The sequence below is a fragment of the Bacteroides sp. 3_2_5 genome (assembly GCF_000159855.2).
Taxonomy (GTDB): Bacteria; Bacteroidota; Bacteroidia; order Bacteroidales; family Bacteroidaceae; genus Bacteroides; species Bacteroides fragilis.
This window is the reverse complement of sequence record NZ_JH636044.1, coordinates 2,559,126-2,581,581: the sequence shown is the minus strand read 5'-3', so window position 1 is coordinate 2,581,581 and position 22,456 is coordinate 2,559,126. Positions and strand designations below refer to the sequence as shown.

The 22,456-nt window shown below is 40.5% G+C and carries 17 protein-coding genes; 3 read left to right on the top strand and 14 right to left on the bottom strand.

Features of this window, described 5'->3' with window-relative positions; all coding sequences use genetic code 11:
* Window positions 1-15: 15 nt before the first annotated feature.
* Both BSHG_RS07530 and BSHG_RS07535 read right to left on the bottom strand, forming a co-directional pair.
* Window positions 16-834, bottom strand: coding sequence for a class I SAM-dependent methyltransferase (locus BSHG_RS07530; RefSeq protein ID WP_008660051.1), 819 nt, complete (start codon window positions 832-834; stop codon window positions 16-18).
* Window positions 835-983: 149 nt separating this feature from the next.
* Window positions 984-1,595, bottom strand: a complete 612-nt coding sequence (locus BSHG_RS07535; protein WP_005787373.1) for a TetR/AcrR family transcriptional regulator — start codon at window positions 1,593-1,595, stop codon at window positions 984-986.
* Between the two features lie 326 nt (window positions 1,596-1,921).
* Here BSHG_RS07535 and BSHG_RS07540 point away from each other — a divergent pair, with 326 nt between their 5' ends.
* Complete coding sequence (locus BSHG_RS07540) at window positions 1,922-2,242, top strand: hypothetical protein (RefSeq protein WP_005787369.1); 321 nt, start codon at window positions 1,922-1,924, stop codon at window positions 2,240-2,242.
* Between the two features lie 106 nt (window positions 2,243-2,348).
* On the opposite strand, the gene BSHG_RS07545 is transcribed toward BSHG_RS07540, so the two are convergent.
* The 8 genes from BSHG_RS07545 to BSHG_RS07580 all read right to left on the bottom strand — a co-directional run bounded on the left by BSHG_RS07545 (window position 2,349) and on the right by BSHG_RS07580 (window position 13,156).
* Window positions 2,349-3,248, bottom strand: coding sequence for a hypothetical protein (locus BSHG_RS07545; protein ID WP_008660049.1), 900 nt, complete (start codon window positions 3,246-3,248; stop codon window positions 2,349-2,351).
* Window position 3,249: 1 nt separating this feature from the next.
* Window positions 3,250-4,170 (bottom strand): hypothetical protein, encoded by a 921-nt coding sequence (locus BSHG_RS07550; protein ID WP_008660047.1) that lies wholly within the window; start codon window positions 4,168-4,170, stop codon window positions 3,250-3,252.
* A gap of 90 nt (window positions 4,171-4,260) precedes the next feature.
* Window positions 4,261-4,977 carry an HmuY family protein gene (locus tag BSHG_RS07555; RefSeq protein WP_005787358.1) on the bottom strand — a complete coding sequence of 239 codons (717 nt, stop codon included), beginning with the start codon at window positions 4,975-4,977 and terminating at the stop codon, window positions 4,261-4,263.
* Complete coding sequence (locus tag BSHG_RS07560) at window positions 4,974-7,331, bottom strand: TonB-dependent receptor (protein ID WP_008660045.1); 2,358 nt, start codon at window positions 7,329-7,331, stop codon at window positions 4,974-4,976. Before BSHG_RS07560 ends, BSHG_RS07555 begins: the two co-directional genes overlap by 4 nt.
* Before the next feature lie 36 nt (window positions 7,332-7,367).
* A complete protein-coding gene (locus tag BSHG_RS07565; RefSeq protein ID WP_005787354.1) occupies window positions 7,368-8,015 on the bottom strand; it encodes a DUF4903 family protein in 648 nt (215 codons plus the stop codon).
* Between the two features lie 295 nt (window positions 8,016-8,310).
* Window positions 8,311-8,814 carry a hypothetical protein gene (locus BSHG_RS07570; RefSeq protein WP_008660041.1) on the bottom strand — a complete coding sequence of 168 codons (504 nt, stop codon included), beginning with the start codon at window positions 8,812-8,814 and terminating at the stop codon, window positions 8,311-8,313.
* A 41-nt stretch (window positions 8,815-8,855) separates the two neighbouring features.
* A complete protein-coding gene (locus BSHG_RS07575) occupies window positions 8,856-10,274 on the bottom strand; it encodes a hypothetical protein (protein ID WP_008660039.1) in 1,419 nt (472 codons plus the stop codon).
* Window positions 10,275-10,387: 113 nt separating this feature from the next.
* Window positions 10,388-13,156, bottom strand: coding sequence for an outer membrane beta-barrel protein (locus tag BSHG_RS07580; RefSeq protein ID WP_008660036.1), 2,769 nt, complete (start codon window positions 13,154-13,156; stop codon window positions 10,388-10,390).
* 734 nt (window positions 13,157-13,890) lie between these two features.
* On the opposite strand from BSHG_RS07580, the gene BSHG_RS07585 reads away from it, so the two are divergent.
* The gene (locus tag BSHG_RS07585) at window positions 13,891-14,625 is read left to right on the top strand and encodes an outer membrane beta-barrel protein (RefSeq protein WP_005794274.1); all 735 of its coding nucleotides are present in this window, start codon (window positions 13,891-13,893) and stop codon (window positions 14,623-14,625) included.
* Between the two features lie 11 nt (window positions 14,626-14,636).
* On the top strand, window positions 14,637-16,313 hold the full coding sequence (locus BSHG_RS07590; RefSeq protein ID WP_008660031.1) for a S41 family peptidase: 1,677 nt from the start codon (window positions 14,637-14,639) through the stop codon (window positions 16,311-16,313).
* Between the two features lie 195 nt (window positions 16,314-16,508).
* Here the strand turns inward: BSHG_RS07590 and BSHG_RS07595 are convergent, their stop codons facing one another.
* From BSHG_RS07595 to BSHG_RS07610, 4 genes are read right to left on the bottom strand one after another with little or no spacing between them, the layout of a single operon-like run.
* Window positions 16,509-16,745 carry a hypothetical protein gene (locus BSHG_RS07595; protein WP_005787343.1) on the bottom strand — a complete coding sequence of 79 codons (237 nt, stop codon included), beginning with the start codon at window positions 16,743-16,745 and terminating at the stop codon, window positions 16,509-16,511.
* Between the two features lie 11 nt (window positions 16,746-16,756).
* On the bottom strand, window positions 16,757-17,932 hold the full coding sequence (locus BSHG_RS07600; RefSeq protein WP_008660028.1) for a TolC family protein: 1,176 nt from the start codon (window positions 17,930-17,932) through the stop codon (window positions 16,757-16,759).
* A 1-nt stretch (window position 17,933) separates the two neighbouring features.
* On the bottom strand, window positions 17,934-21,047 hold the full coding sequence (locus BSHG_RS07605; protein ID WP_005787339.1) for an efflux RND transporter permease subunit: 3,114 nt from the start codon (window positions 21,045-21,047) through the stop codon (window positions 17,934-17,936).
* Between the two features lie 18 nt (window positions 21,048-21,065).
* Window positions 21,066-22,274, bottom strand: coding sequence for an efflux RND transporter periplasmic adaptor subunit (locus tag BSHG_RS07610; RefSeq protein WP_008660026.1), 1,209 nt, complete (start codon window positions 22,272-22,274; stop codon window positions 21,066-21,068).
* Window positions 22,275-22,456: the final 182 nt, after the last annotated feature.

Genomic DNA, 22,456 nt, shown 5'->3' with positions numbered 1-22,456 from the left:
GATCAACCAATTTATTTATCCTATTTTATACCCGAGCATGGAACTGAACTTGTAGCACAACTTCGTCATCCTGCCCAATATCTGCCCGAAAAAAAATCCCCAACGGGAACGGAAAAATTTCATATAATTGGCCTGTTCCAACAAATGCAATCCGGGTTCCCACAACTCCACCATATGCCCGTCATCTATCCCCGAACGTATCTGCGCCTTATGTTCCCTCAAGGAGTCGGGCTTCACACCACATCGGCTCATCATCGTTCCGCATACATCGAACCACAACTCGCCGCCTTCGAAGCGCATGGTTATGTTATGTAGAAATGTCCGTACCTGTTCCTCACGAAAATACATCAATACTCCTTCCACAACAAAGATGAAATCTCCATTGGGATGAAGGAGTCGGATCCTATCCATCCAATCGGTTTCCAACAACGATGCAGACAGGTAACAATCATTCTCCGGTTCGGGTATCAACCGACGACGTATAGCAATAACCTCCGGTAGATCCAACTCATAAAATACGGCCTTTCCATCATTTCCGACACGCTGATAACGGGTATCGAGTCCGCAACCCACATTTACCACTACCGGGCGGGTGTGAGTGTCAATGAACCGCCGGATAGCATGATCAAAATACCAACCGCGTATCACACAACCTACTTCACTCAACTTGGCCCCATCGAACCTGGAATAATCATATTCGATGTTCTCAACCAGTTGCTCAGCCAATTTGTCACATAGAATCGGATTTTTCCGACGGTTCTCCTTGGCTCTCATGTAAAGCGGAATCAATAATGTTTCCGCCACGATGTTTTCAAATTCATGTTTTTGTTTCATTCTATACTTTTATGATGTTAGTGTCAGAGTAGCGCTGAAAAATGAACGGTATTCAAAATCGTTCACAAAAAAAGAAGAGAACCTTCGTAAAGATTCTCTTCTCAATTTTAATCCGGTAAACGGCGATTTATATTTTTGTCTTCTATTGCTCATACTCTCAGCAAAGCCCTCCAACCTTGAATTTCAAACAATATATACTCATGCACGATATACTCCATTTCCTTGCTATCGATAGCATGCTTCAACATTTCTTCAAAAAGGGTGAACATCCAGACTGCTTGCAGATGGATCATAAAATCCGATACCACCACATTGATTTCCGGATGCTTCTCTTTCATTTCGGCAAACCATGTTTTAACCATCTCCGTCGAACGGTTTGTATAGTCTTCCCTGAATGTTTCCAATGAAGAGCCTTGTGAATGGAACAATAGAATCTTCATCAGCTCACCATGCTTGTTTATCAAGGATATATATTCATCGACAGCAGACTTGAGATACTCTTCGGAACATATAAGCATAATATCTGCTCCTTTGGCTCCATGATGTTCCTGCAGCATTCGCTCCAAAGCATCCGATACAGGACGAAGTATCACACAAAACAACTCATCTTTATTCTCAAAATAGTTATAGAGATTTCCTACGCCTACATCTACAGCATCGGCTATTTCGCGCATAGAGGTCTTCAAATATCCTCTCTGCACAAATTGCTCTTTTGCGGCCGACAGAATCCGGTTGCGTATATCCGATTTGAGTGTTTGCATATGACGAACAGCGTTTTGTTTCCGGACGTAAAATTACGGTATTTCACTTTGACACACAATACCTATAAATAGTGGTTTTGGAATGACACCTTCAAACATTCGGACGACAGCAATACTCACCCTTTATATTATTTTCCCCAATACTGTGTTCCCCAATTCTACACTATTCCACATAATTTATTTCACACCACCATTATCCCAAACAACCAACACATTAATTTTCAATGATTTATATTTCAAATGTTTTTTTGGCATCCCGTTTGCAATACTATTTGTACAAGAGATAACAGGTTAGAATTTTAATAATCATTAAAAAAATTACGATCATGAAAAAGGTATTAGTAGCAGTAGCATTGGTAATGGGATTAGGTAGTTCTGTAGCATTTGCACAGGAAGTTGAAAACTCTACGGCAGTAGAAACGCAGGCACAAGCTCCACAAGATGAGTTTACGAAAATTGATGCCAAAAAACTTCCGGATGCAGTTATGAATGCCTTGGCTAAATCTTATGAAGGTGCCTCAATCAAAGAAGTTTATTCGGCTGACAAAGAGACCGGTAAGATTTATAAGGTGATTCTTACAACCAAAGATTCTCAGGAAGTTACCGTACTTCTGGACGAAAAGGGCGAAGAGATAAAAGAGGCATAACGAAAACTTTGAATGCAAAGAATCAATGAAAAAATCCGGTTCGTTATGAACCGGATTTTTTCATTGGTATATGAATATAAAAGCATAACCTTGAATATAAAAGGTTTCATTTATTCTTTAAAACTAATAGGTTATTATATACAAGACAACACCCTGTAAAAATGATAGAAGCCGCTATAAGAAGCAATTCCTGCTTATGTCCACCCGGATTTTCCCACAGACCGGGGAACAAATGAATACGATCAAACACCTCTACCGCTATCCAAAAAATAATGACGGTGGCAAAGCCGAACCGTAAACTCATATCCCACGAGGCATGACGCAGCAGTTTGGCAAACATAAAAATCGAACCGATAAGTCCCAACATTCCCACCAACAGTGTCACCGGATGGTGATCGCCAAAGAACCGTTCATCATAACAAAACATCAGTACCAGGTAACACGTCCATAGCATAGTGATCACTTCCATAAAAGCTACAATACTTGTGTGGCGCGTCATGGCCCGGACAACAATCTCCTTTTTGTGCTTGCCGAAAAATAATTTCTGCCACCAGTTCAAGAAGTTGCATCCGTTCCGAGTACAGAACAGATAGAGTATCATCACCATAACCCAAAAACCGAAGGTAGCAGGCAGTAACAGATACTCCGGCCGGCTGACGACCTCTCCTGTCACCGGATCAAGTTGTGCCTGCGTACCGAAACGGTTGGCAAAATACATAAACAGAAAGTCGACAGCTCCCATCCAATAGAACATTCCTCCGAACAATCCCAATAAAGTCTGCCGGATATGCCCTTTCACAAACACTCCCGCAATCACCATGAATAATCCGAAAGCCCCCATTCCCATTCCGGCATAAAACTGCTCCACTCCTGTGGTTCCCTCTTTCAGGACACGTGCCAGGCTATGGGTCAACGGCATAGCAGCCAGTGTCACTACTATGGACATAACCGCTTTACCCCAGTGAAGTTTCCGCATACCTGCCGTTTTTAATTTGCTATCTTTCATTTTACCGTTTTTTTTTCTTTGCACTCATGTACCAGAGATAAACAGTAAGGATAATGAACACAGCAAGAATAATACCCATCTCCATCACGTGGTTCATCGGATCAATCCATATCTCACTGAACAGATTCATGCGTCCCAGTATCTCCACCGGTGTCCAGAACACCACCACTGTAGCAATAGCCATACGTATATTCGCTCCCCACGAGGCAATGCGTAATTGCTTGACAAAGATAAAGAACGCTCCTACCAGACATCCTAACCCCACTAACAGAGTCACCGGATGATGTTCGCCGAGAAATACATCGTCATAACAAAACATCAGCACAAGATAAGAAGTCCACAGGATCATCATCAGTTCCATAAAGGTGATGATCGACACATGGCGTGTCATGGGACGTGCCGCTATATCGGCTTTTCGTCCGCGCAATAACAAACGCTGCCACCAGTTGATGAAATTGCAGCCATTCTTCGTACTGAACAAATACATTACCATCACCATCATCCAAAAGCCAAAAGAAGCGGGCAGTATCAGATATTCAGGACGGGTCACGATTTCTCCCGTCACCGGATCCAGTTCAGGTTGTGTACCGAAACGATTGGCAAAATACATAAATAAAAATTCCACCCAACCCGTCCAAAAAAGCAGTCCTCCAAAAAAGCCCCATAGCGTCTGGCGGGTATCTCCTTGGGCAAACACGCCTATAATTACCATGACCATCCCCACCGCTCCCATAGCAAAAGCAGAATAATGCAACACGGTCTCATTCATGACATGTTCCATGATAATCATCAGTGCATGCCCCAAAGGCATAGTAAACAGTACCATCAGGAAAGAAGCTATTGCTTTCCACCAATAGCGTTTAGAACCGGCAGATGGCATCAGGTTCATTTCTGTCGTCTTTACATCGGTTATTTGTTCCATATTTCATTAGTTTACTTTAATATACTTAATTATACAACATGGCGCCACTGACAGGACGGCATGCAACTATTTCTATCACATTACTTCTTCTCATGGTTGCAGTTCGTCACAGTAATAACTTAGACGTCCGCCTTCATCACCTATCTCCACATTCGCATCATACCAACTGATGATCTGAATCTTGAAGTAATGTTTGCCATCAGCAGTACGTACCACATAAGTATGATATGAGGGAGTATATACAGGAGGCGGGCCGGCAAAACTCATGGCTTGAGCCAGTACGGGATTAGCGTTGGTTGTAGTCTTCTGCGGTCCGTTATTCGGATCAAACCATGGATTACTGTTGAAGTCCAGACCATTTTCTATCAGATAGTGATTCCAGTCATTCTGAGACATAGTGACATACACCTCTTGATTGTCTTCCACCCATTTCAGATCGGAGGGTAATTGAGCCACACTTGTCCAATTTTCGTAGTTCCCATAGCCCAAATCGGCAGCTCCTCCCCGACCGATCCCACTCGTACCGGAATTGGTACGCATCACGTAACCGCAAAAAGCCAGATCCCAGTCTGTGCGATTCATCTGCCCACCTTCCTTGATATCCCGGTTTACCCCCAGTGCATTGAAAATCTCTCCCGTACGCAGGTTGAAGTAAATCCAGTCATTTGTCACTCCGGTGGTATAGCCCGACTTGCGGGGTAAAGTTTTCCCATCGAAGGGTTGTATATCACTGTAGTCCACGCAGGCAGACAGTAGAAGGCAGCCTGCACAAAAGCAGAGGGTTTTGAATAATCCTGTATGTTTCATTTCTTTTTCTTTAAAGAGTTTATCACATCATCCAGCATGAACTCTACCTGTACCCATCCACGTGCTCCGGCTGTGGCAGGCACATTGAACATGGTGATCCCTGAGCCAAGTGTTTTAGGTACATAGTTGAAGAGATTGTCCATTCCCAACGTCAATTTCACCTTATTCCAAAAAGTCTGCGAAACGGATAAATTACAAAGTACATATTGTGGCAGGTCGCACCGAAAATAGGCATCATAGCTTTTATTCTCCTCCTTTACAAACACCCGGTCCTGTACATCAAACTTTTTCCCTCCCATATAAGAGGCACTGAACACAGCGTTCAATCGATAATTTTTCTTCATGTATTTGTAATCCATGCTTGCCGTAGCCGCATGGGGCGAGGTGGTATTCACCTGTATGCCTTTATTCTTACTTACATCTACAAAACTGTAAGTTCCATTCAGCGTCAGACAGTCCAGCACACTCCATCGTGCCAGCACTTCCAGTCCCAGCAGGCGTTGTTGGCTCAGGTTGGTATACTCAAAATTGTACTGCATATCGTAAATACGCCATACACCTTCAATCTTATCACGAAAATAGTTACCGTATGCTGTTCCGGAAACAAACAAACGGTCGTTACTGTACTCCGCTCCGAGCGAGAAATAATTGTTTTTCTCCGGTCGCATATTTTCATTACCGCGGATCATGAACATTCCCAGATGATCCCAGTTGAAGAACAACTCCTTGATACTCGGTGAGCGATAACCCATCGAATAGTTGGCACGAAGGCTCCAATGCTTATCAGGCGAATATTTGGCTGCCACTTTGGGCATTCCCATGAAACCAAATGCTTTCGAGAAGTTAGTACGGATACCAGCAGATATCATCCACCGAGGATTGATGGTCCATTCATCTTGCAGAAAGTATTCTGTTTCTTTCAATGCACGCGTTTTCAGGTCATGGTTAGCATTGCCGGAGAAACGATCGGAAGTCAATTCATCCGACGTATGCTCCATACCCAATATTAAGCTGTGTCCGTTGAAGTAATTGCTCGTAACGGTCAAACGTGGCTGATAAATGCTACTTTCATAATCCTTCTGCCGCTTGTCGATACGTTCATGGCGTTTGAAGCGATCGTAAAAATCAGCGTGCAGACTTCCTGTCACACTAAACCAGTCTTTCACATGATAAGTCACTTTAGTCCCAGCTGTCCAATCTCGTGCCTGGCTGAACGTCATATCCTGTATCAAGTCATACGTGTTCATGAAAAAAGAACTGCCATAAACCAGCACCGACAGATTCGGATTCGGATTATAGTACAGTTTCTGCGATACCGTAATGTGCTCTTTGCCTTCGATACCCATGGGTGGACGGACAGCATTGCTGACCACAATTATGTCATGTGGCAAGAAGGGATTCGCTTCCTTTGTGTAAACTTTCTTGTCATTTTCTGCCTGATACATATAAAAGGCATCACTCTCGCTATACCATACGTCGGTCTGCGACGTGAATTTTCCGGCCTTGAATCCGGCAGATACCCAGCTTTGTAAGTTAGGGCGATCTGCATTTTGCTCAAACATGTAAAGGAAGTCCTTCGGTTGCGGATGCTTGTAATTGCGTTCATTCATCTGCCCATAACGTATTCCGGCATCTATCGAGAGAGGTTTGTCTGTCTTCTTGGTAATCAAATTAATGACTGCACCGGCCGCACGTGATCCGTAGAGGGTACTGCTCGCACCTTTCACTATCTCGACGCGATCTATGGCATGCAGGTTAAAACGTTCGTAATCCAAATTACCCGCCATGTCGCCTGTCATGCGCTCTCCGTCCATCAAAAACAACACGTGGCGTGCGTCCAACCCTTGCATGGAGATTTCATTACCGAACCCCACCTTCTGTATGTTAAGTCCAGGCGTTTCCTGCTGCAGTGCCTGTTGAAGATTACTATATCCGGCATCTACCAGTGCTTTGCCGCCAAGTACCTGTGTCGTAACCGGAGACATCTTGATGGGACGGGCTGTACGTGAACCTGTCACGACAACTTCATTTATTCCCAGGTCATCTTCTTTCATATAAATGACTTTTTCATCTTGTGTCCCTCCAATCTTCCCCGTCACAGGTACATAGCCGATATAAGTCACCTTATAATAGCAGATTCCCTTAGAAGGAAGCTTTAATTCAGCCTGTCCGGATGTATTCGTAATGGCATATTGGGGATTTCGCAAAGCTTCATTATCGGCATAGATCACATTGGCTGCGATAATGGGTTGTTCCGTGCCCTTCTCCAACACCTCTAACTTGACTTTTTGTTGTGCTGCCGTATGAACACATATCAGCAACATTAAGAATAGAATTGTAGTTACTCTTTTCATTCGTCGTTAAAAACATATTATGCAACGGAAGAAAGATTAGGCCTTTCCTTGGTCTTTCTTAGCCTCTTCCAAATCTTTCTCGTATTGTGCAAACTCTTCCTTAAAGCGATCGATACGGGTTTTATCGATTGTTTGCAAAAATGTTTCAGTGCGGACATTCATCATATTGTAATCTACAATAAACTCTATTTGGTTGGTATTCACGTTCAAATAACCATCTACTCTCGCTCCGCTCCCTTCTTGATTATCTTCGGCATCATCACCGGAAGTCGTAACATTACCATCTGTACCAACAAACTTAATCCATCCATCTCCGGGATATTCATCCTGTTCCCAACTGTTGAGCTGCATGATTTTCGTAGCACATTTGAAGCTAATGGCAAATGGCATAGCACCTACGCTGAAATCACTCAGGTTCAGTATCATCATACCGTCCTCACGCCAGGAAAAGTTAAATTTGGTTGGGCAACCACTCTTCAACAATGTCTTGTCCACACCATTCATTGTTGCTCTGGTAGAGAGTACAATATCTCCTGCAAGAATCTCTTTCGCCTTTTTAACATATGTCTGGGAAGGTGGCTCCTGTGTTATCTTTTCATCGCTATCACACGCACTTAATCCGAGAATTGTTATCATAAAGAAGCACATCAACATAAAAGTATCAAATCTTATTTTATTATACATTTCAGTTTTCTTTTTATATAGTTTATAAATGATTTTCTTTTATTGGTTTCTTCTACAGATACCTGTAGAAAGAAATAAAACATACTGCAAACCACTATCGAACTAAAGGAAGTTAGCAAAAGCAGGGCAGCAGGATTAAAGCAAGTCCCCCATACCTCTCCGATTGGATTACAATAAATAAATTATATAGGATAAGGAGTTAAGGGGTATTCACTAAAAACTCCTCCTTAACTCCTTTAGAACTTTAAATTAGTGTCAGGCAAAATATAATAATCTTACTATGATACACTTGCTGCTATTTTGTACCTACAAAATGCACAGATGCAGGGAAATTAGCTCCCAAGAATGTACCGGAAACGTCCAGTGTAAATTCTATTTGTTTAGAGCTACCATTATCCGTAATCTTTGCATCTCTCAAGTCGTCCAAATACAATTTGACCTTTATTCCCAACGGAAGCGACAAAGTGCCTGCTTCGTCCCCGTTGTAAGCTGTAATCTCGCCGGTTTCCTCATCTACTTCCACAGCCAAAGAAATAGTAATTGTACCCGGCATACTACCTATCTGCGGAAAATCACATTTCAAACGGCCACCCTCTATTTTATAAGTTGCAGCCCGTGATTCATAAGGCTTACCTCTCATTATGATATTATCCATCGTACCGCTATAAGTGCCTTCATAGTCACTTATAGCCAACACGTTGGTTATAGAGTTAGCACTCATCGATGGTGCAGCGAAAGAAGACTGCATAAATCCGAAACTTGCTGCAAAAAGAGCAATAAACAAAATACCTTTTTTCATAAAATTAAAGCATTAAATTAAACAAAAATTATAAACGTCTCCTAAGACTTCTTCTTAAGAGCTTTTCTCCAATTGTACCCATCATTCTTATTACAACTCATAGAGATACTAAATCCTAACTTTTCAACTCCCGTACCTTTAGTATAATATCTATCAAGAAACGTCTTTGTCGATTCTCTATTGAATGTACTTTCTGAACAACAAAAAGAAGTTGCAGACCTCCCTTCCGGAGAATAAAAAACAGTCAGCTCTGGATAAACGAGATTGAAATTTTCCGGTAAATTTCCAAAAATAAGATTCTTTACCATCTTCAGATTAGATATATCAAATGTTTCCAATGCATCCAAACATTCAAGATCTAAGAAGCACGTTTTCAGCTCATCTTTCTTTGGCAGTTTAATTTCTTTCAGCGAAGGACAATCATAAACGATCAAATAACTGCCTTTGGATTCCTCTGCTTCTATCTCCTTTTCACGCTGCCCCCAAATAGTGTGGGTTAAATCTAATGTGCTCAAACCGGCAACAGTTCCGATATTAAGTACAAAAAGACTTCCGGCATTCGACAAGTCCAAACTTCTCACATTCAGATTATTCAATACAAGATTGGTGACATATTTACCCAATTTGACAGAAGGCATGTTAGCACCACTTTGCGCAGCAGAATAAAGAGCGACTGCTGCACCTTCCCAATAAGGATTCTGTATAATGTATTGTATTCCCTCAAAGTTAGTCACTCCGGCATTAGCTTGAATAAGCAGAATCGTAGTCTTTTGAGCATATCCCAAATGCTTGCTAAGATCTATTTGGTCACCATTGAATAAATCAGAAAAATTGGCCTGTAAATAAGTACGCAAATTTTCATCTGGCACCTCCCTCAATGTGGTATACGTTTGTAAGGTTCCGCTCTCATCTTTTATCTTCATATCTATTTTCCCATTTGTTATAGCGTCCTTATTTTTAATATAGAAACGTACCAGATCCTTAATATTGTCTTTAGCTGTCCGGGGAAGGTAAAGTTTGGTAATATCATGCAAATTTGTTACTGTTTCATTACCATTTTCTTCTACTACAACGTTAACAAGATTATCATAATCATAAATATCATTACCAGTCAGATCAATTCCTGTAATCTGTTTGGGCAGTTTTGAAAAGTCGAATACAGGACCATAATCGTTATCTGACAATTTTACTTCTGTCAGATTGGGAAGAATATCAAGTTCCGACAAGTTAGAAAGTTTTGTTCCCGATAAATCTAAAGTAGTAGTATTATTAGCTAAATCATCCAACAGTAAGTTACCCTGTTCATTAAATTGGTATCCTTTCTGTTGCAAAATTGTCTTCAACTCACTATTCTTCATAGTCGTTTGGCTATATGACGGTGTATTGTCGTCATTGCACGACATTAAACACAGGCCCATTGTAAGAGCACTCAAACCGAGATAGTTTCTCAAATTGTTCATTTCATTACACTATTTATAATATATATTTTAATAGTTGCAAATTTACTGTAGGCAATTATACCTGACAATACCTATTAATCGGTAAATTAAATAGAAATGAAGAGGTGATTCCCCTATAACTGTCTATTAAAACGATACTTAAAAGATACAATGAAATAACTGCCGATCTGCTGAGTATATCGTTCGGACAATCCATGGGATGTAACGTTACGGCTATAGCTCTTTTTCTGACTGAGAATATCCGCCCAATACACAGAAAATTCAGCTTTCTTATATTTGAGAAAACTCCATGACAAGTGGAGGTTCCAAACTACTTCGTTATCCTCACTTCTATTGATATTGGTACCGTTGCGAAACGTATGGGTTGTCTCACTTTTCAAACGTATATTACCCGGAAAAACGGCGTAAGCGGTCAATCCGAAAGAATAATCACGAATATAATTGTTTGTTTCTCTTAAAAGATTCGTAGAATGGCGGAATCGCCAGTCACCGCTCAAATCAAAACCTCCCCATTTAGGTTGGTAGCCTACACGTAGACCGGCATTATACAGTCGATTATGGGTAACGCTACGTTCGGGCTGTTCTCGTTGTCCATCGTTTACAAGACTCACGTTTTGGATAAATGAAGTACCGGTACGTGCAGACAAATTGAAGTAATGATTAATACGCTTTTGATAACGCATGGCAGCTTTTATATTCCAATTCCCGTTGACATTCACAGGACGGCTCTCAATACCTCCTGTCTGACTGTCATATATCACAGCCCTCGTCACATTGTTCAACATGCTCGTCCAATTCACGTCACCGCTTAGCCCGGTTTTCGTATCCCGAACTTCAAACCTTACCTTTTGGGTGTATGAAGATTTTAGATCGGGATTCCCACGAATGATATTCAAAGGGTCACTGTTGTCTGTTAGCGTAAGCAATTCTGCCAGTCCTGGTTGTTGAGTATTCCCTTCATAACTTAGTTGCACCCATGTCTTTCTTTTGCGCCATAAGATGGTAAGAGTGGGATGATAGTTTACAGAATATCTCAATGTATCAGCCTGTGTCCACCCTGTCTTTTGGTCAAGAGTTTGTCGTTTGGGTGTAACGGACAAACCGGTAGTAATCTCCCACGTTTTATCAGTATAATTAAGATTAAGGGAAACTCCATGTGCCATCGTATGACTACGACTTTTGTTACTCAAACTATCGGTATATTCCACTTCGTAACCTTTCGGAAAATTACCGGTAGGTGTATGTTCTTCACCGTCTATCACAGGAGAAAGAACGTAAGTGTTACGGTCACGACTTTGGTTATCCAATTTAAATATGTATGACAACTGCGCCCTCAAGTTCTTGCGAAGTATTTGTGTCAGTATTAGTCCCAACTTAATAGTACGGTTTCTGTTCGGACTTTCTTGATATTGGTTACGGTAGAGTATAGAGTCATTGCCCTTTACATTCTGTAACTGATAATAGGTAGTGGATGATAAAGAGAAAGCTTTATTGTTGCCTCGTTCCTCCGAATATTGAACGGTCAGTCCCAAACTTGTACCTTTTGCATTCAGTCGTCGGGTAATGTCAGCACCGATAGAATATAGTCGGTTAATGCTTGATGACCTCGAAGTCATACAGATGTCATTCACCCGTATACTATCCTCAATTTGCTCACTCGCGTCTCTATTAAAGGGACTTGTTACATCTAACTTTGGATCTGCATTATAAGTAGCTTGCCTGTTACTATCATCATTAATACCTTTTAGAGCATTAAAACTTCCCGAAATATTAAGCAAGGTCTTTTTGTCAATGTTCCATCTCACACTTAACATGGCACTTATCATACGATTCGTATGATAACCATTATCGGTCGCATACCGATAACGGTTTCCTGTCATCAGGTATTGCTCATAATAGGAAGTCCCGTTAATACCATTAATCGCATTGTTGTACATGATATTCCCATTGATATGTACTGTTTCTCCAAACTTCTTCAAGAAATTGACCGCTATGTTGTCTTGACGATTCTTTTTATTCTCAGTGGTTATATCACGATTACCACTTTTGGCAATAACGGACAGGTTTTCTCCATCAGCTTTGAAAAAGTTGCTTATTAACTCTGCCTCTTTCTTTTTCTTATTTCCCTTTCCCACAGCAACCGAAGTTATCAGCGTACCATTAAGCTCTTTTTTGGTTTGCAAATCGAGCACATAGTTTTCATCAACAGTCCTGACTCCGGTAAACTTTTCCATCTCACTACGCTTATCATAGACCTTTATCCTACTTATTAAATCGGCCGGCAAGTTTTCTAATGCCAATACATGATTCCCTGAAAAAAAAGCCTCACCATTCACACTGATTTCGCTAATGACAAGACCGTTGTATGATAAGGATTTACTTCGGTCGTCGTATTCCAGTCCCGGAATCTTTCTCACTAACTCCTCCAGATTTGAGCCTTCTGGAGTCCGGTAGGCATCAGCATTAATTACGGTCGTATCCCCTACCATATCTATCTCTTTGACGGGAGCAGTCACCAGCACTTCGGCCAGTTTGATACCACTTTTCATCAGAATATGTCCACAATCAGTATCCATCATATGCGGATCTAACTTCCGAAAGATAGTTGACATACCGATATAAGATATCCGCAACAAGTATTCCATTCGCTTTTGTGGTATAAACTCCAACTTGAAGCTCCCATTTGCATCACTCGCCATCCCCTTTACAAAAGCGGAATCCTTTCCTTCCAAAACGACCACGCTTGCATAAGGCAAACTTCTCTCTATCGAATCTTCGGAAAGAACGCAAACATGTCCTTTGACTATTTTCACCTGCTGAGCGGACAGGGTAGCTGAAAATAGCCATAAAAAGCATAAAAGTATGTTCATTCGTATATTCATTCCGAAGAAAACTAAACAGACGCAAAATTAGACAGTTTTCATTGGCTGCTCAATACCTTAAAATAGGTAATATGCCGATAATGCTTTACTATCCTTTTCAAAAAGGACTAATAATTCACGCTAGGAATGGAAATTCTTATCATGGCACTAAATCTGTAGCTTATTTCATTTAAAAAATTCAAATCAAAAAGAATCGGTCTGCATGCGGCACGTGATAAAGGAAAACAGAAACGATATCTGGGTATAAACATCATGGGTATAAATACACATTCTATCGAAATGAAGAATAGGAAATCCACTTAAAAGCATCAACATATGAGGCAATATTATCAATATCATCTAACATATTTATGGTATTTTTCATATAAATCCTAAAAAAAAGCAATGAAATGTGTTTGTTATGTGTCTTAGAATAATAGTTTTGCGAAATGTAGAAGTTCTTATTTTAATCAAAACCTATATTATTATGAAGAAATTTAAAATTTATAGAGATAATCAGCATATGGACGAATTCTTTCTAAAAAAGGGATTTGTCAAGTGATATTGCCAGCATAAGATATTTACTATTGCTGAGCATGCTATGGATATGAATAGCATACAACTCCATAGATGATTAAATTGTTGTGCATTTCTCGTGACAACCATTCATATACACTCAATACCTGTTCCTACTATACCTAATATTTTATCCATTATAAATTATTTATTCCGAACCATAACAAACAATTGGTTCTATGTTTAATTTAAACATTAATTTTATGAAAAAACAATTAGTAATTTTCATTCTGCTAGGAATTATTGCAATTCCTTCGTCAGTAAAAGCACAGAAACTAAAAGTTAGTTTAAGTGCCGGTCTATCCAAAAGCATTTTGAATAGCGATGTTTCTAATTTGGTCAATACACGTTATAATACCAAAACAGGTGTTGCAACAAGGGTAAATCTTGAATATAATTTTTTTAAAGATTTTATAGTAGGAACAGGACTGGGATTCATACAAAAGAATTATGAATACAAAAAGACGGATAATATTACAGGAACACATACACTGTATAAAAACAACTTTATGGATATACCGTTAAATGTAGGCTTGTATCTTTTTAATAACCCTCATAAAGAAAATGGTATATGGCTAAAAGTTCAAGGTGGCGTCTTCTATGAGTACTTCACAAGAATGCATCGGAAAGGCGAATATCCAATCTTTGCACAATTACAAGAAGATGGTTCCTACATCAAAGCTCAGGTAAATGAAACATACGATTTTAAGAGAAATGAAAACAACTTGAAAAGAAACCTATTCGGGATAGAGGGGACAGGAGAAGTTGGCTATTCTTTCAATAGGATCGACGTTTTTGCTTCATATACCTATCAGTATGGTCTTACCGATATATACAAAGCAAAAACTTCTTCTAATCGTAAATCAAAAAGAATCTCAAACATCATATCGTTAGGCGTTGCCTATAAATTTTAAAATTATAGATTATGAAAGCTAAAAAATATAATTGGACATTACGTCATTCCTTTCTTTTATTTCTTGTGATCTTTATCTCCAGCAGCTGCGTTGAAGATGTTACAGAATCAACCAAAGAACCAACACGGTATACAGCAAACGATATAAAATCATATTCTGACCTGTTTGAAGTGTTTTGGAATACAATGAATCAAAGATATAATTATTTTTACGAGCAGAGCAGTTTTAATTGGGAAACGGTATATAATGAATATGCTCCGAAATTCAAAAAATTGAAAACGTTCAACAGAGATAAGCAGTATAGCAAAGCGGAAATCTCAGAAGATTGTAATAAAGCGATAGAATATTTTACAGAAATCATAGATCCCATCATAGACAGGCACTTCTATGTAAAGATTTCACTTCCTGTATCGCATAGTTTTATCAGAAATGTCTACTTTCATGGTGGTATGAAGAGTAAAGAAAAGATATATACTTACCCTTTTGAACTCAAGTATGAATACATGAGATCTAAAATACAATCTGAAACAGGAGTATTCGGACAGGCCAACGATATGTTAGGTGGTTTCTTATCAGACAATCCTGACATATATTACTTCAGCTTTAAATCATTTACAATAAGTAATCATTATATATTGTCATTTGGCAGCGAATACTTGGTTATAGACGATAAAAGTCCGTACTATTTAACAGAAAAAGAGATCAGAGATACTGTCGAAGCGAATAAAATTAAAGACCCCGCAGTAAAAAGTGCCCTAATTGAGAAATCGATAGAATACATGAATAAGTTTAACTCCTTCATGAGGTCTGAAATCGCACAAGATGCAATAAAAAAAATAGCGGATTTTAATCAATCAGAAAATCCAGACAATAGTTTTATTGAAGCATTATCCAAAGCAAAAGAAAATGCGCCTGATATAAATATTGAATTATCACAGTTAAGTGGTTTGAAAGAATTTAGATTAAATCCTAATTATACTACATGGTTTAAACAGCGCTCAACCGAACATTTACAATTAGCATGTGAATATACCGTCTTTCTATCAAACATAGATAATGTCATCAACAATCAATATAAAATAGATTTCTATAGAAACTTTTTGGTACCCCTCAAAGTTGGAAAAATAAAAAAGATAATACTGGATCTTAGAGGAAATGGTGGCGGTATGGTACTTGATGCAAGAACATTTACAGATCGTTTTATCACTAAAGATGCTATATTTGGTTACCAAAGATTTAAGGAAGATAATAATCCATTCAGTTATACCCCATGGATACCTTGCATGACAAAAACAACAGGCATTGGGATAAAAAAGGAAATACCGATAGTTATTCTTTTAGATAACAATAGTGCTAGTATGTCCGAAATCAGCACTTTAATGTTAAAAAGCCAAGGAAAACATGTCACAGTCGTAGGAGGCTATAGCGCTGGTGCAACTGCTGGATTGGGAGATTCGGATCAATTCAACGGAGGAATAAGAGGAAAGGTTAGTGACTATTTAGAGTTTTATATGCCTTTACTTGCAATGCAGGATGCAACCCATACTGTAATAGAAGGAATAGGTATCAAACCGGACCTACTAGTAGACCCACTAACAGAAGATGAAGTTCGTGAAATGGCTCTTTCACCTTTTACTCATATTGATCGTACATTAAAACAGGCAATAGAAGTCTTGAGCAATAATTAACACTTCTTTTTACAACTAAAACCGATGAGGTTCGAAAACCTACTAAATATTGGTTACCGCATTGATATTCCAATCACGATGTACTCTATTCAGTATACATCTATTGATAGAATATCAAGCGGTAATTTATTAAAAAGTGTGATTTTTTGTAGTCCTGCAGAAACTTATCGTTCATGCAGGACTTCCTAAACCATATCACATATCAGACGTCATACCCCATATGATAACATATAAAAACGCTCCTATTACGCCACCAATAAACATTTCCGGCAATGGATCATAATTTAAAAAACACTCCTCATTTCCACAGCGAGAAATAAAAATCCAAAAACAAGTCCCTGCTATAATCCCTAAAACAGTAGACAAAATAAACAGCCATTTGGCAGACAGACCTCTCCAATTTTGAGAATATGGCTTTTTTAGTTTTCTCATAGGTCGTTTTTTTAGAGTTCAACAGCAGACAAATCTGCCAAAGCCTTTTCAAAATCACGCTCGGCAGCCAACGTCTGATTAACTGTGTCATAATACAGGCCTATCTCAACGATATAGTTTAACAAGGATATCTCACCCACATCCAGTGCTTTCATCAGTAAAGCGGTATTATTGAGTGCCTTGAGGGACTCACGATAGGCAATGGCTGTCTGCTGGAGACCACTGGCACGCATATATAAATTCCGGAGCCTGTCATAGAACTGCTGTTTGCTATCCTGCTCTCTGGCCTGTGCCGCCACAACACCGGCTTTGGCCTGCTTCACCCGATTCTTATTCTCCCATAAAGGGATGGAAATCCCCACACTTATTCCCTGATATTTTTGTCCAAGGGTCCTTTCCAGCGAATAACCGGCTGAAAATTTCGGAAGTGTCATGGCCTTACCGAGCTTAACCTGCTCCTTACTGACCTCTATCTGTTGCTTTACATATTGCAGTAGCGGATTCTTTTGTTGAGCCGACAGATACCAGTCTTCAAAATTGACAGGCAGCGAAGCCGGAGAATAATTGCTCGCCTCAAAAATCACATCCATACCACCATTCAATCGTTTGAGTTCGGAAAGAAGAGCGTTCCTCTCCACTTCTATTCTTGACATCTCCCCTTGCACGGTGGAAAGATTCAACTGAACCTTATTGTACTCCAGAATACTGGCGTCTCCACGATCCAGTCGTTGTCGATAAGCATCGGCTATGGCTTGTGCATGTCGTAATCGGACTTTAAGTTCTTTTTTCAAACCATTATAATAAACCAGATCGATGCAATATTGCTTCGCCTCCAAAAGCAGGTTAATTCTTTCAGAAGCATACTGAAGTTCTACCAGCTTATTCTGGTTGCCGGCCAAGCGACTTCGCATCCCGGTAAGGGTCGGAATGTCAAAAGTCTGTTTGATACTGAAATCCTGGCGATTACCGATCTTTCCGGGATTTCCCAAAAGATAACCAAACTCTACATCAGGGTCGGACAAGTATATACCTGTCTTATTCCCCAATTTCTGAGCGTTTGTTTCTTCTCTCAATGCTTTCAGGGTTGAATTATTCTCCTCAATGGAGAAAAGTATGCTGCCTATGTTTTCTTGGGCGACAAGTGACACACTTGCCAGCAACGCCATTATTAATATAATTGTTCTCATTTTAGTCTTCAGTTAGTTCAATTGTTTCAATTTTCTTTTCTTGTTTACGACTGATATACAGGTACATAATAGGAATAATAAATCCATTGAGGATAGTTGAACTCAAAAGTCCTCCCAAGATAACTTTGGCCATAGGACTTTGAATTTCATTACCGGGCAGTTCACCTCCCAATGCCAGCGGTATCAATGCCAATCCGGAAGACAAAGCTGTCATCAGAATCGGATTCAGACGGTCCAGAGAACCGTGCAGGATACTGTCATTCACAGACATTCCGGAAGCTCTCAGGCTGTTATACCTGTCTATCAACAGCATACCGTTACGGGTTGCAATACCAAAAAGAGAAATAAACCCGATAATGGCCGGGATACTCAATATACCGGATGTGAAATAGATACTGAACACACCTCCAATCAGTGCAAGTGGCAGATTCAGCAGGATTACCAATGACTGAGTCGCACTCTTGAACTCTTTGAACAAGAGCAGGAAAATAACCAGGATAGAGAAAATGGAAGTGATAGTGATAATACGCGAAGCAGCCTGCTCACTTTCAAACTGTCCGCCATATTCAATATGATATCCTTCGGGTAATTGTATCTCACTGTCAACTTTCGACTGAATATCATTTACTACTCCCCGTAAATCACGACCGGCAACATTGGCTGAAATAACAATCTTACGAGCCACATTCTCACGGCTAATCGTATTAGGCCCCATCGATGATGTCACATTGGCAATATTTTCCAACGGCACTTTACGACCATTGGCGTCCACGATCAGCTTGCGTATTCTCTCGGCACTAGCACGACTGGCATCATTCACCTTCAGCGTCAAATCAAAAGACCTATTTTCCTCGTATACCTGAGACACTGCCTCACCTCCCAGCATGACATTTACAATATCACCAAACTGAGGAAGTGTAACGCCATATTTAGCCAACATCTCCCGTTTGGGCTCGATCTTTAACTGTGGACGTTCTACCTGCTGCTCCACATTCAGGTCGGCTACACCTTCAATATCCTGAATCGAATTTTTTATCTGGTTTCCGATTTCATACATCCTGTTCAAGTCCGTACCAAACAACTTTATGGCGATATTAGCTCTCGATCCGGATAACATAGCATTGATACGGTGTGTAATAGGTGCACCAATTTCAATATTCACACCCGGAATAACCTTTATTTTCTCCCGGATTTCTGTCAGAACTTCATCCTTTGAACGCTTGTCGAGTATAAACGGCGCCTCTATTTCGGAAGTGTTCACACCCAAGGCATGCTCATCCAGTTCAGCACGTCCGGTCTTTCGTCCTACAGTCTGTACCTCCGGTACCGAGAGAAGTATATCTTCGGCCATCCGGCCTATCTTATCAGACTCTTCCAGAGAAATACCGGGCAAAGTACTGATGCTCACGGTGAACGAGCCTTCATTGAAAGGTGGAAGAAAACTACGTCCAAAGGAAGCCATCATCACCAACGAAACAATCAAAATGGCTCCGATAGCTCCCAAAACCACTTTCTTATGGCATAACGTCCACCGCAAAGCCATCCCATAACCGGATTTCAACTTACGAACCAAATAAGGGTCATGTTCCTCACCATTGTTCTTTGGTTTATTCAGCAGGTAACTGCATAAAACCGGTGTAAGGGTCAGAGCAACCACAGTGGAAGCAAAAAGTGAAATAACGAAAGTAATGCCCAATGGTGCCAACATCCTGCCTTCCATTCCGGAAAGGAAGAAAAGAGGAACAAAACTGGCTACAATAATCAGAGTGGAGTTTAAGATAGGCATACGTACTTCCTTGGAGGCCTCAAAGACAACTGTCAGAACATTTTTTTGTTCCTCTTTAGGTTTTTGCCTGTTCTCCCGCAAGCGTTTGAATACATTCTCCACATCCACAATTGCATCATCCACTAAAGAACCGATAGCTATGGCAATACCTCCCAAACTCATCGTATTGATGGTAAGCCCCAAAGTCTTCAAAGTAAGAATAGCTACAATAACCGAAAGCGGTATGGTAATCAATGAAATAACGGTAGTACGTATATTCATCAGGAATAAGAGCAGTACAATAATTACAAAGATACCGCCTTCATATAAAGACTTCTGAACATTATCAATCGAATTATTAATAAAACGGGATTGACGGAAAATATCGGTAGTAACCTTCACATCTTTAGGTAATACCTTTTGCAAATCCTCCAAAGACTTATCCAACTTACCGGTCAGATCAAGGGTACTTGTGTTGGGTTGCTTGGTGACAGTCAACAATATACCGGCTTTACCGCGTTCGGAAGCCAGTCCCATCTTGGGAGCCTTAGCACCGATTTTAACCTCAGCAATATTCTCCAGTGTAATGGGTACTTCATCAACATTCTTAATTACAGCCTTACGAAGGGCCTCCACCTTATTAGTGGATAATACGCCACGAACAATAAATTCATTTCCAAATTCATACAAAACACCACCGGCGGCATTCTGATTCATATCTTTCACTACGTCTATGACCTCGTTCAAGCCGATTCCATAATGTTTCATCTTACCCGGATCAAGTAATATCTGGTACTCTTTAATATCACCCCCTAAAACTGTTACCTGGGCTACACCGCCAGTAGACAACAAACGGGGACGGATAGTCCAGTCTGCCATCGTTCGCAAATCCTGTAGGGATACACTATCGGAGGTCAAACCGATAATAAGCAACTCTCCCAGAATGGAGGACTGTGGACCTAAGGTTGGCTTACCCACATTGGAAGGCAAGGCGTCACCCAACACAGCCAACTTCTCGGAGACTATCTGACGGGCACGATAAATATCCGTACCCCAATTAAATTCGACCCATACAATAGAAAAACCTGTAGTAGAAGAAGAACGCACACGACGTACGTCAGTGGCACCATTTACAGCGGTTTCTACCGGAAAAGTCACCAGACGCTCCACCTCTTCAGGAGCCATCCCTTTAGCCTCCGTCATCACAACAACAGTAGGGGCATTCAGATCCGGGAAAACATCCACTTCCATATTCACAGCAGTATAAGTTCCCGCAATAATCAATAATAGAGCCCCTATCAGAACAACAATACGGTTGTTCAGAGAGAATTTTATAATTTTATTCAACATGATTTCTTCCTTTTATAATTAATGACTATGCCCTTCGGGCAACACCGATGAACTAGAAGCCAGCTTTACCTGATAAGCACCTTTAACGACCACTCTCTCACCCCCTTTCAAGCCAGAAAGTATTCTCACGTTTTTACCGTCACTCTCTCCGATACCGACTTCACGCTTCACGAACTCCTCCTCTGCTATTTGCAGGTAGACAAAATAGATACCCTGTTCTTCCGTCAATGCAGTAACAGGAATGGAAAATACGTTATTTTGGGGAGTGGTGAGCAGGTATACCTCTACATAAGAACCGGGAATGAAATCACCGATATTATCGAACTCAAAAGTAATCGGGATATAGAAAGAAGATTCAGCAGCGGCTTTGCCAAAGGATAATAAACGCCCGTGAAGATCTTCCAACCTATAAACCTTGTTATTGTAGGATACCATGAAGTTGGCTCCCCTGATTTTCTTAAGTTCATTGAAATAGTTTTCTGAAACATCGGCTCGCAGTTGCAATCTCCGGTTCTTGGAAATTGTAGCAACAGGCTGTCCGACAGTCACGTATTCCCCCTGACTCACCAGCCTGTTTTTGACATATCCACTGATGGGAGAAGTAACTTTTACCCCGGAAACAGTTACATTGGCAGCTTGGGCTTCATAAGCAGTTCTGGCATTTTCATATTTCATACGAGTCTGTTCGAACTCTTTAGCGGAAATAATCTTATCCTTTACCAGACCTTCTGCACGCTGATACTCTTTCAAGGCAGTTTCATAGGCAATCTTGGCTTTTGCCACCGGATCTCCTTCATAAAGATTTTTAGCTGAAATGGTTACAATAGTACTTCCCACACCAACAGTTGCTCCTTCGATGATGTTTTGTCCGGGAAAAGATACGACACCATTGGTCGTGGCGACAATAGTTTCTTCATCTCCTTGGGCTGCCTGTATCTGTCCGCTGGTTCTGATTACCTGTGCAAAAGATCCGGGTACCACATTATATATCTCCAACCCGATAGCTTCCGCCTGTTGCCGAGTGAAAATGATTTCGTCCTCATGTCCCTTGCCGGAGTTCTCTATTTCACTATGGTTGTCTCCATAACTTTCCCGATGATCATGACCGTCGTCATTCCGGTGAACCTCTGAGGAAGAGGCCGAGCGGGTGTCACTCTGTTTCGAATCGCAAGATATCAGGGAGATTGAAGTGGCCGCAGCCAGTATAATAAATATATATATTTTCATTTTTGTTATATTTTAAAGTTGAATTGAAAAAGAAGGACAACCTTGCCAACCATTGTAAAACAACGCAAAGACAAGGCTACTCCCCCATTTTTTTTGTTTGAGAGTTTCCTCTGTAATACAGAATAGTGCCAATAAACAACACGAATACTGAGAATACCCATTCCGGCATCTGCAAGCATATC

What these genes read in the sequence shown, in the direction of transcription:
- BSHG_RS07540 (WP_005787369.1), top strand. Translation starts at nt 1,922, where the DNA reads ATGAAAAAGGTATTAGTAGCAGTAGCATTGGTAATGGGATTAGGTAGT.
- BSHG_RS07580 (WP_008660036.1), bottom strand. Translation starts at nt 13,156, where the DNA reads ATGAATATACGAATGAACATACTTTTATGCTTTTTATGGCTATTTTCA.
- BSHG_RS07560 (WP_008660045.1), bottom strand. Translation starts at nt 7,331, where the DNA reads ATGAAAAGAGTAACTACAATTCTATTCTTAATGTTGCTGATATGTGTT.
- BSHG_RS07530 (WP_008660051.1), bottom strand. Translation starts at nt 834, where the DNA reads ATGAAACAAAAACATGAATTTGAAAACATCGTGGCGGAAACATTATTG.
- BSHG_RS07550 (WP_008660047.1), bottom strand. Translation starts at nt 4,170, where the DNA reads ATGGAACAAATAACCGATGTAAAGACGACAGAAATGAACCTGATGCCA.
- BSHG_RS07555 (WP_005787358.1), bottom strand. Translation starts at nt 4,977, where the DNA reads ATGAAACATACAGGATTATTCAAAACCCTCTGCTTTTGTGCAGGCTGC.
- BSHG_RS07575 (WP_008660039.1), bottom strand. Translation starts at nt 10,274, where the DNA reads ATGAACAATTTGAGAAACTATCTCGGTTTGAGTGCTCTTACAATGGGC.
- BSHG_RS07600 (WP_008660028.1), bottom strand. Translation starts at nt 17,932, where the DNA reads ATGAGAACAATTATATTAATAATGGCGTTGCTGGCAAGTGTGTCACTT.
- BSHG_RS07605 (WP_005787339.1), bottom strand. Translation starts at nt 21,047, where the DNA reads ATGTTGAATAAAATTATAAAATTCTCTCTGAACAACCGTATTGTTGTT.
- BSHG_RS07570 (WP_008660041.1), bottom strand. Translation starts at nt 8,814, where the DNA reads ATGAAAAAAGGTATTTTGTTTATTGCTCTTTTTGCAGCAAGTTTCGGA.
- BSHG_RS07545 (WP_008660049.1), bottom strand. Translation starts at nt 3,248, where the DNA reads ATGAAAGATAGCAAATTAAAAACGGCAGGTATGCGGAAACTTCACTGG.
- BSHG_RS07565 (WP_005787354.1), bottom strand. Translation starts at nt 8,015, where the DNA reads ATGTATAATAAAATAAGATTTGATACTTTTATGTTGATGTGCTTCTTT.
- BSHG_RS07585 (WP_005794274.1), top strand. Translation starts at nt 13,891, where the DNA reads ATGTTTAATTTAAACATTAATTTTATGAAAAAACAATTAGTAATTTTC.
- BSHG_RS07535 (WP_005787373.1), bottom strand. Translation starts at nt 1,595, where the DNA reads ATGCAAACACTCAAATCGGATATACGCAACCGGATTCTGTCGGCCGCA.
- BSHG_RS07595 (WP_005787343.1), bottom strand. Translation starts at nt 16,745, where the DNA reads ATGAGAAAACTAAAAAAGCCATATTCTCAAAATTGGAGAGGTCTGTCT.
- BSHG_RS07610 (WP_008660026.1), bottom strand. Translation starts at nt 22,274, where the DNA reads ATGAAAATATATATATTTATTATACTGGCTGCGGCCACTTCAATCTCC.
- BSHG_RS07590 (WP_008660031.1), top strand. Translation starts at nt 14,637, where the DNA reads ATGAAAGCTAAAAAATATAATTGGACATTACGTCATTCCTTTCTTTTA.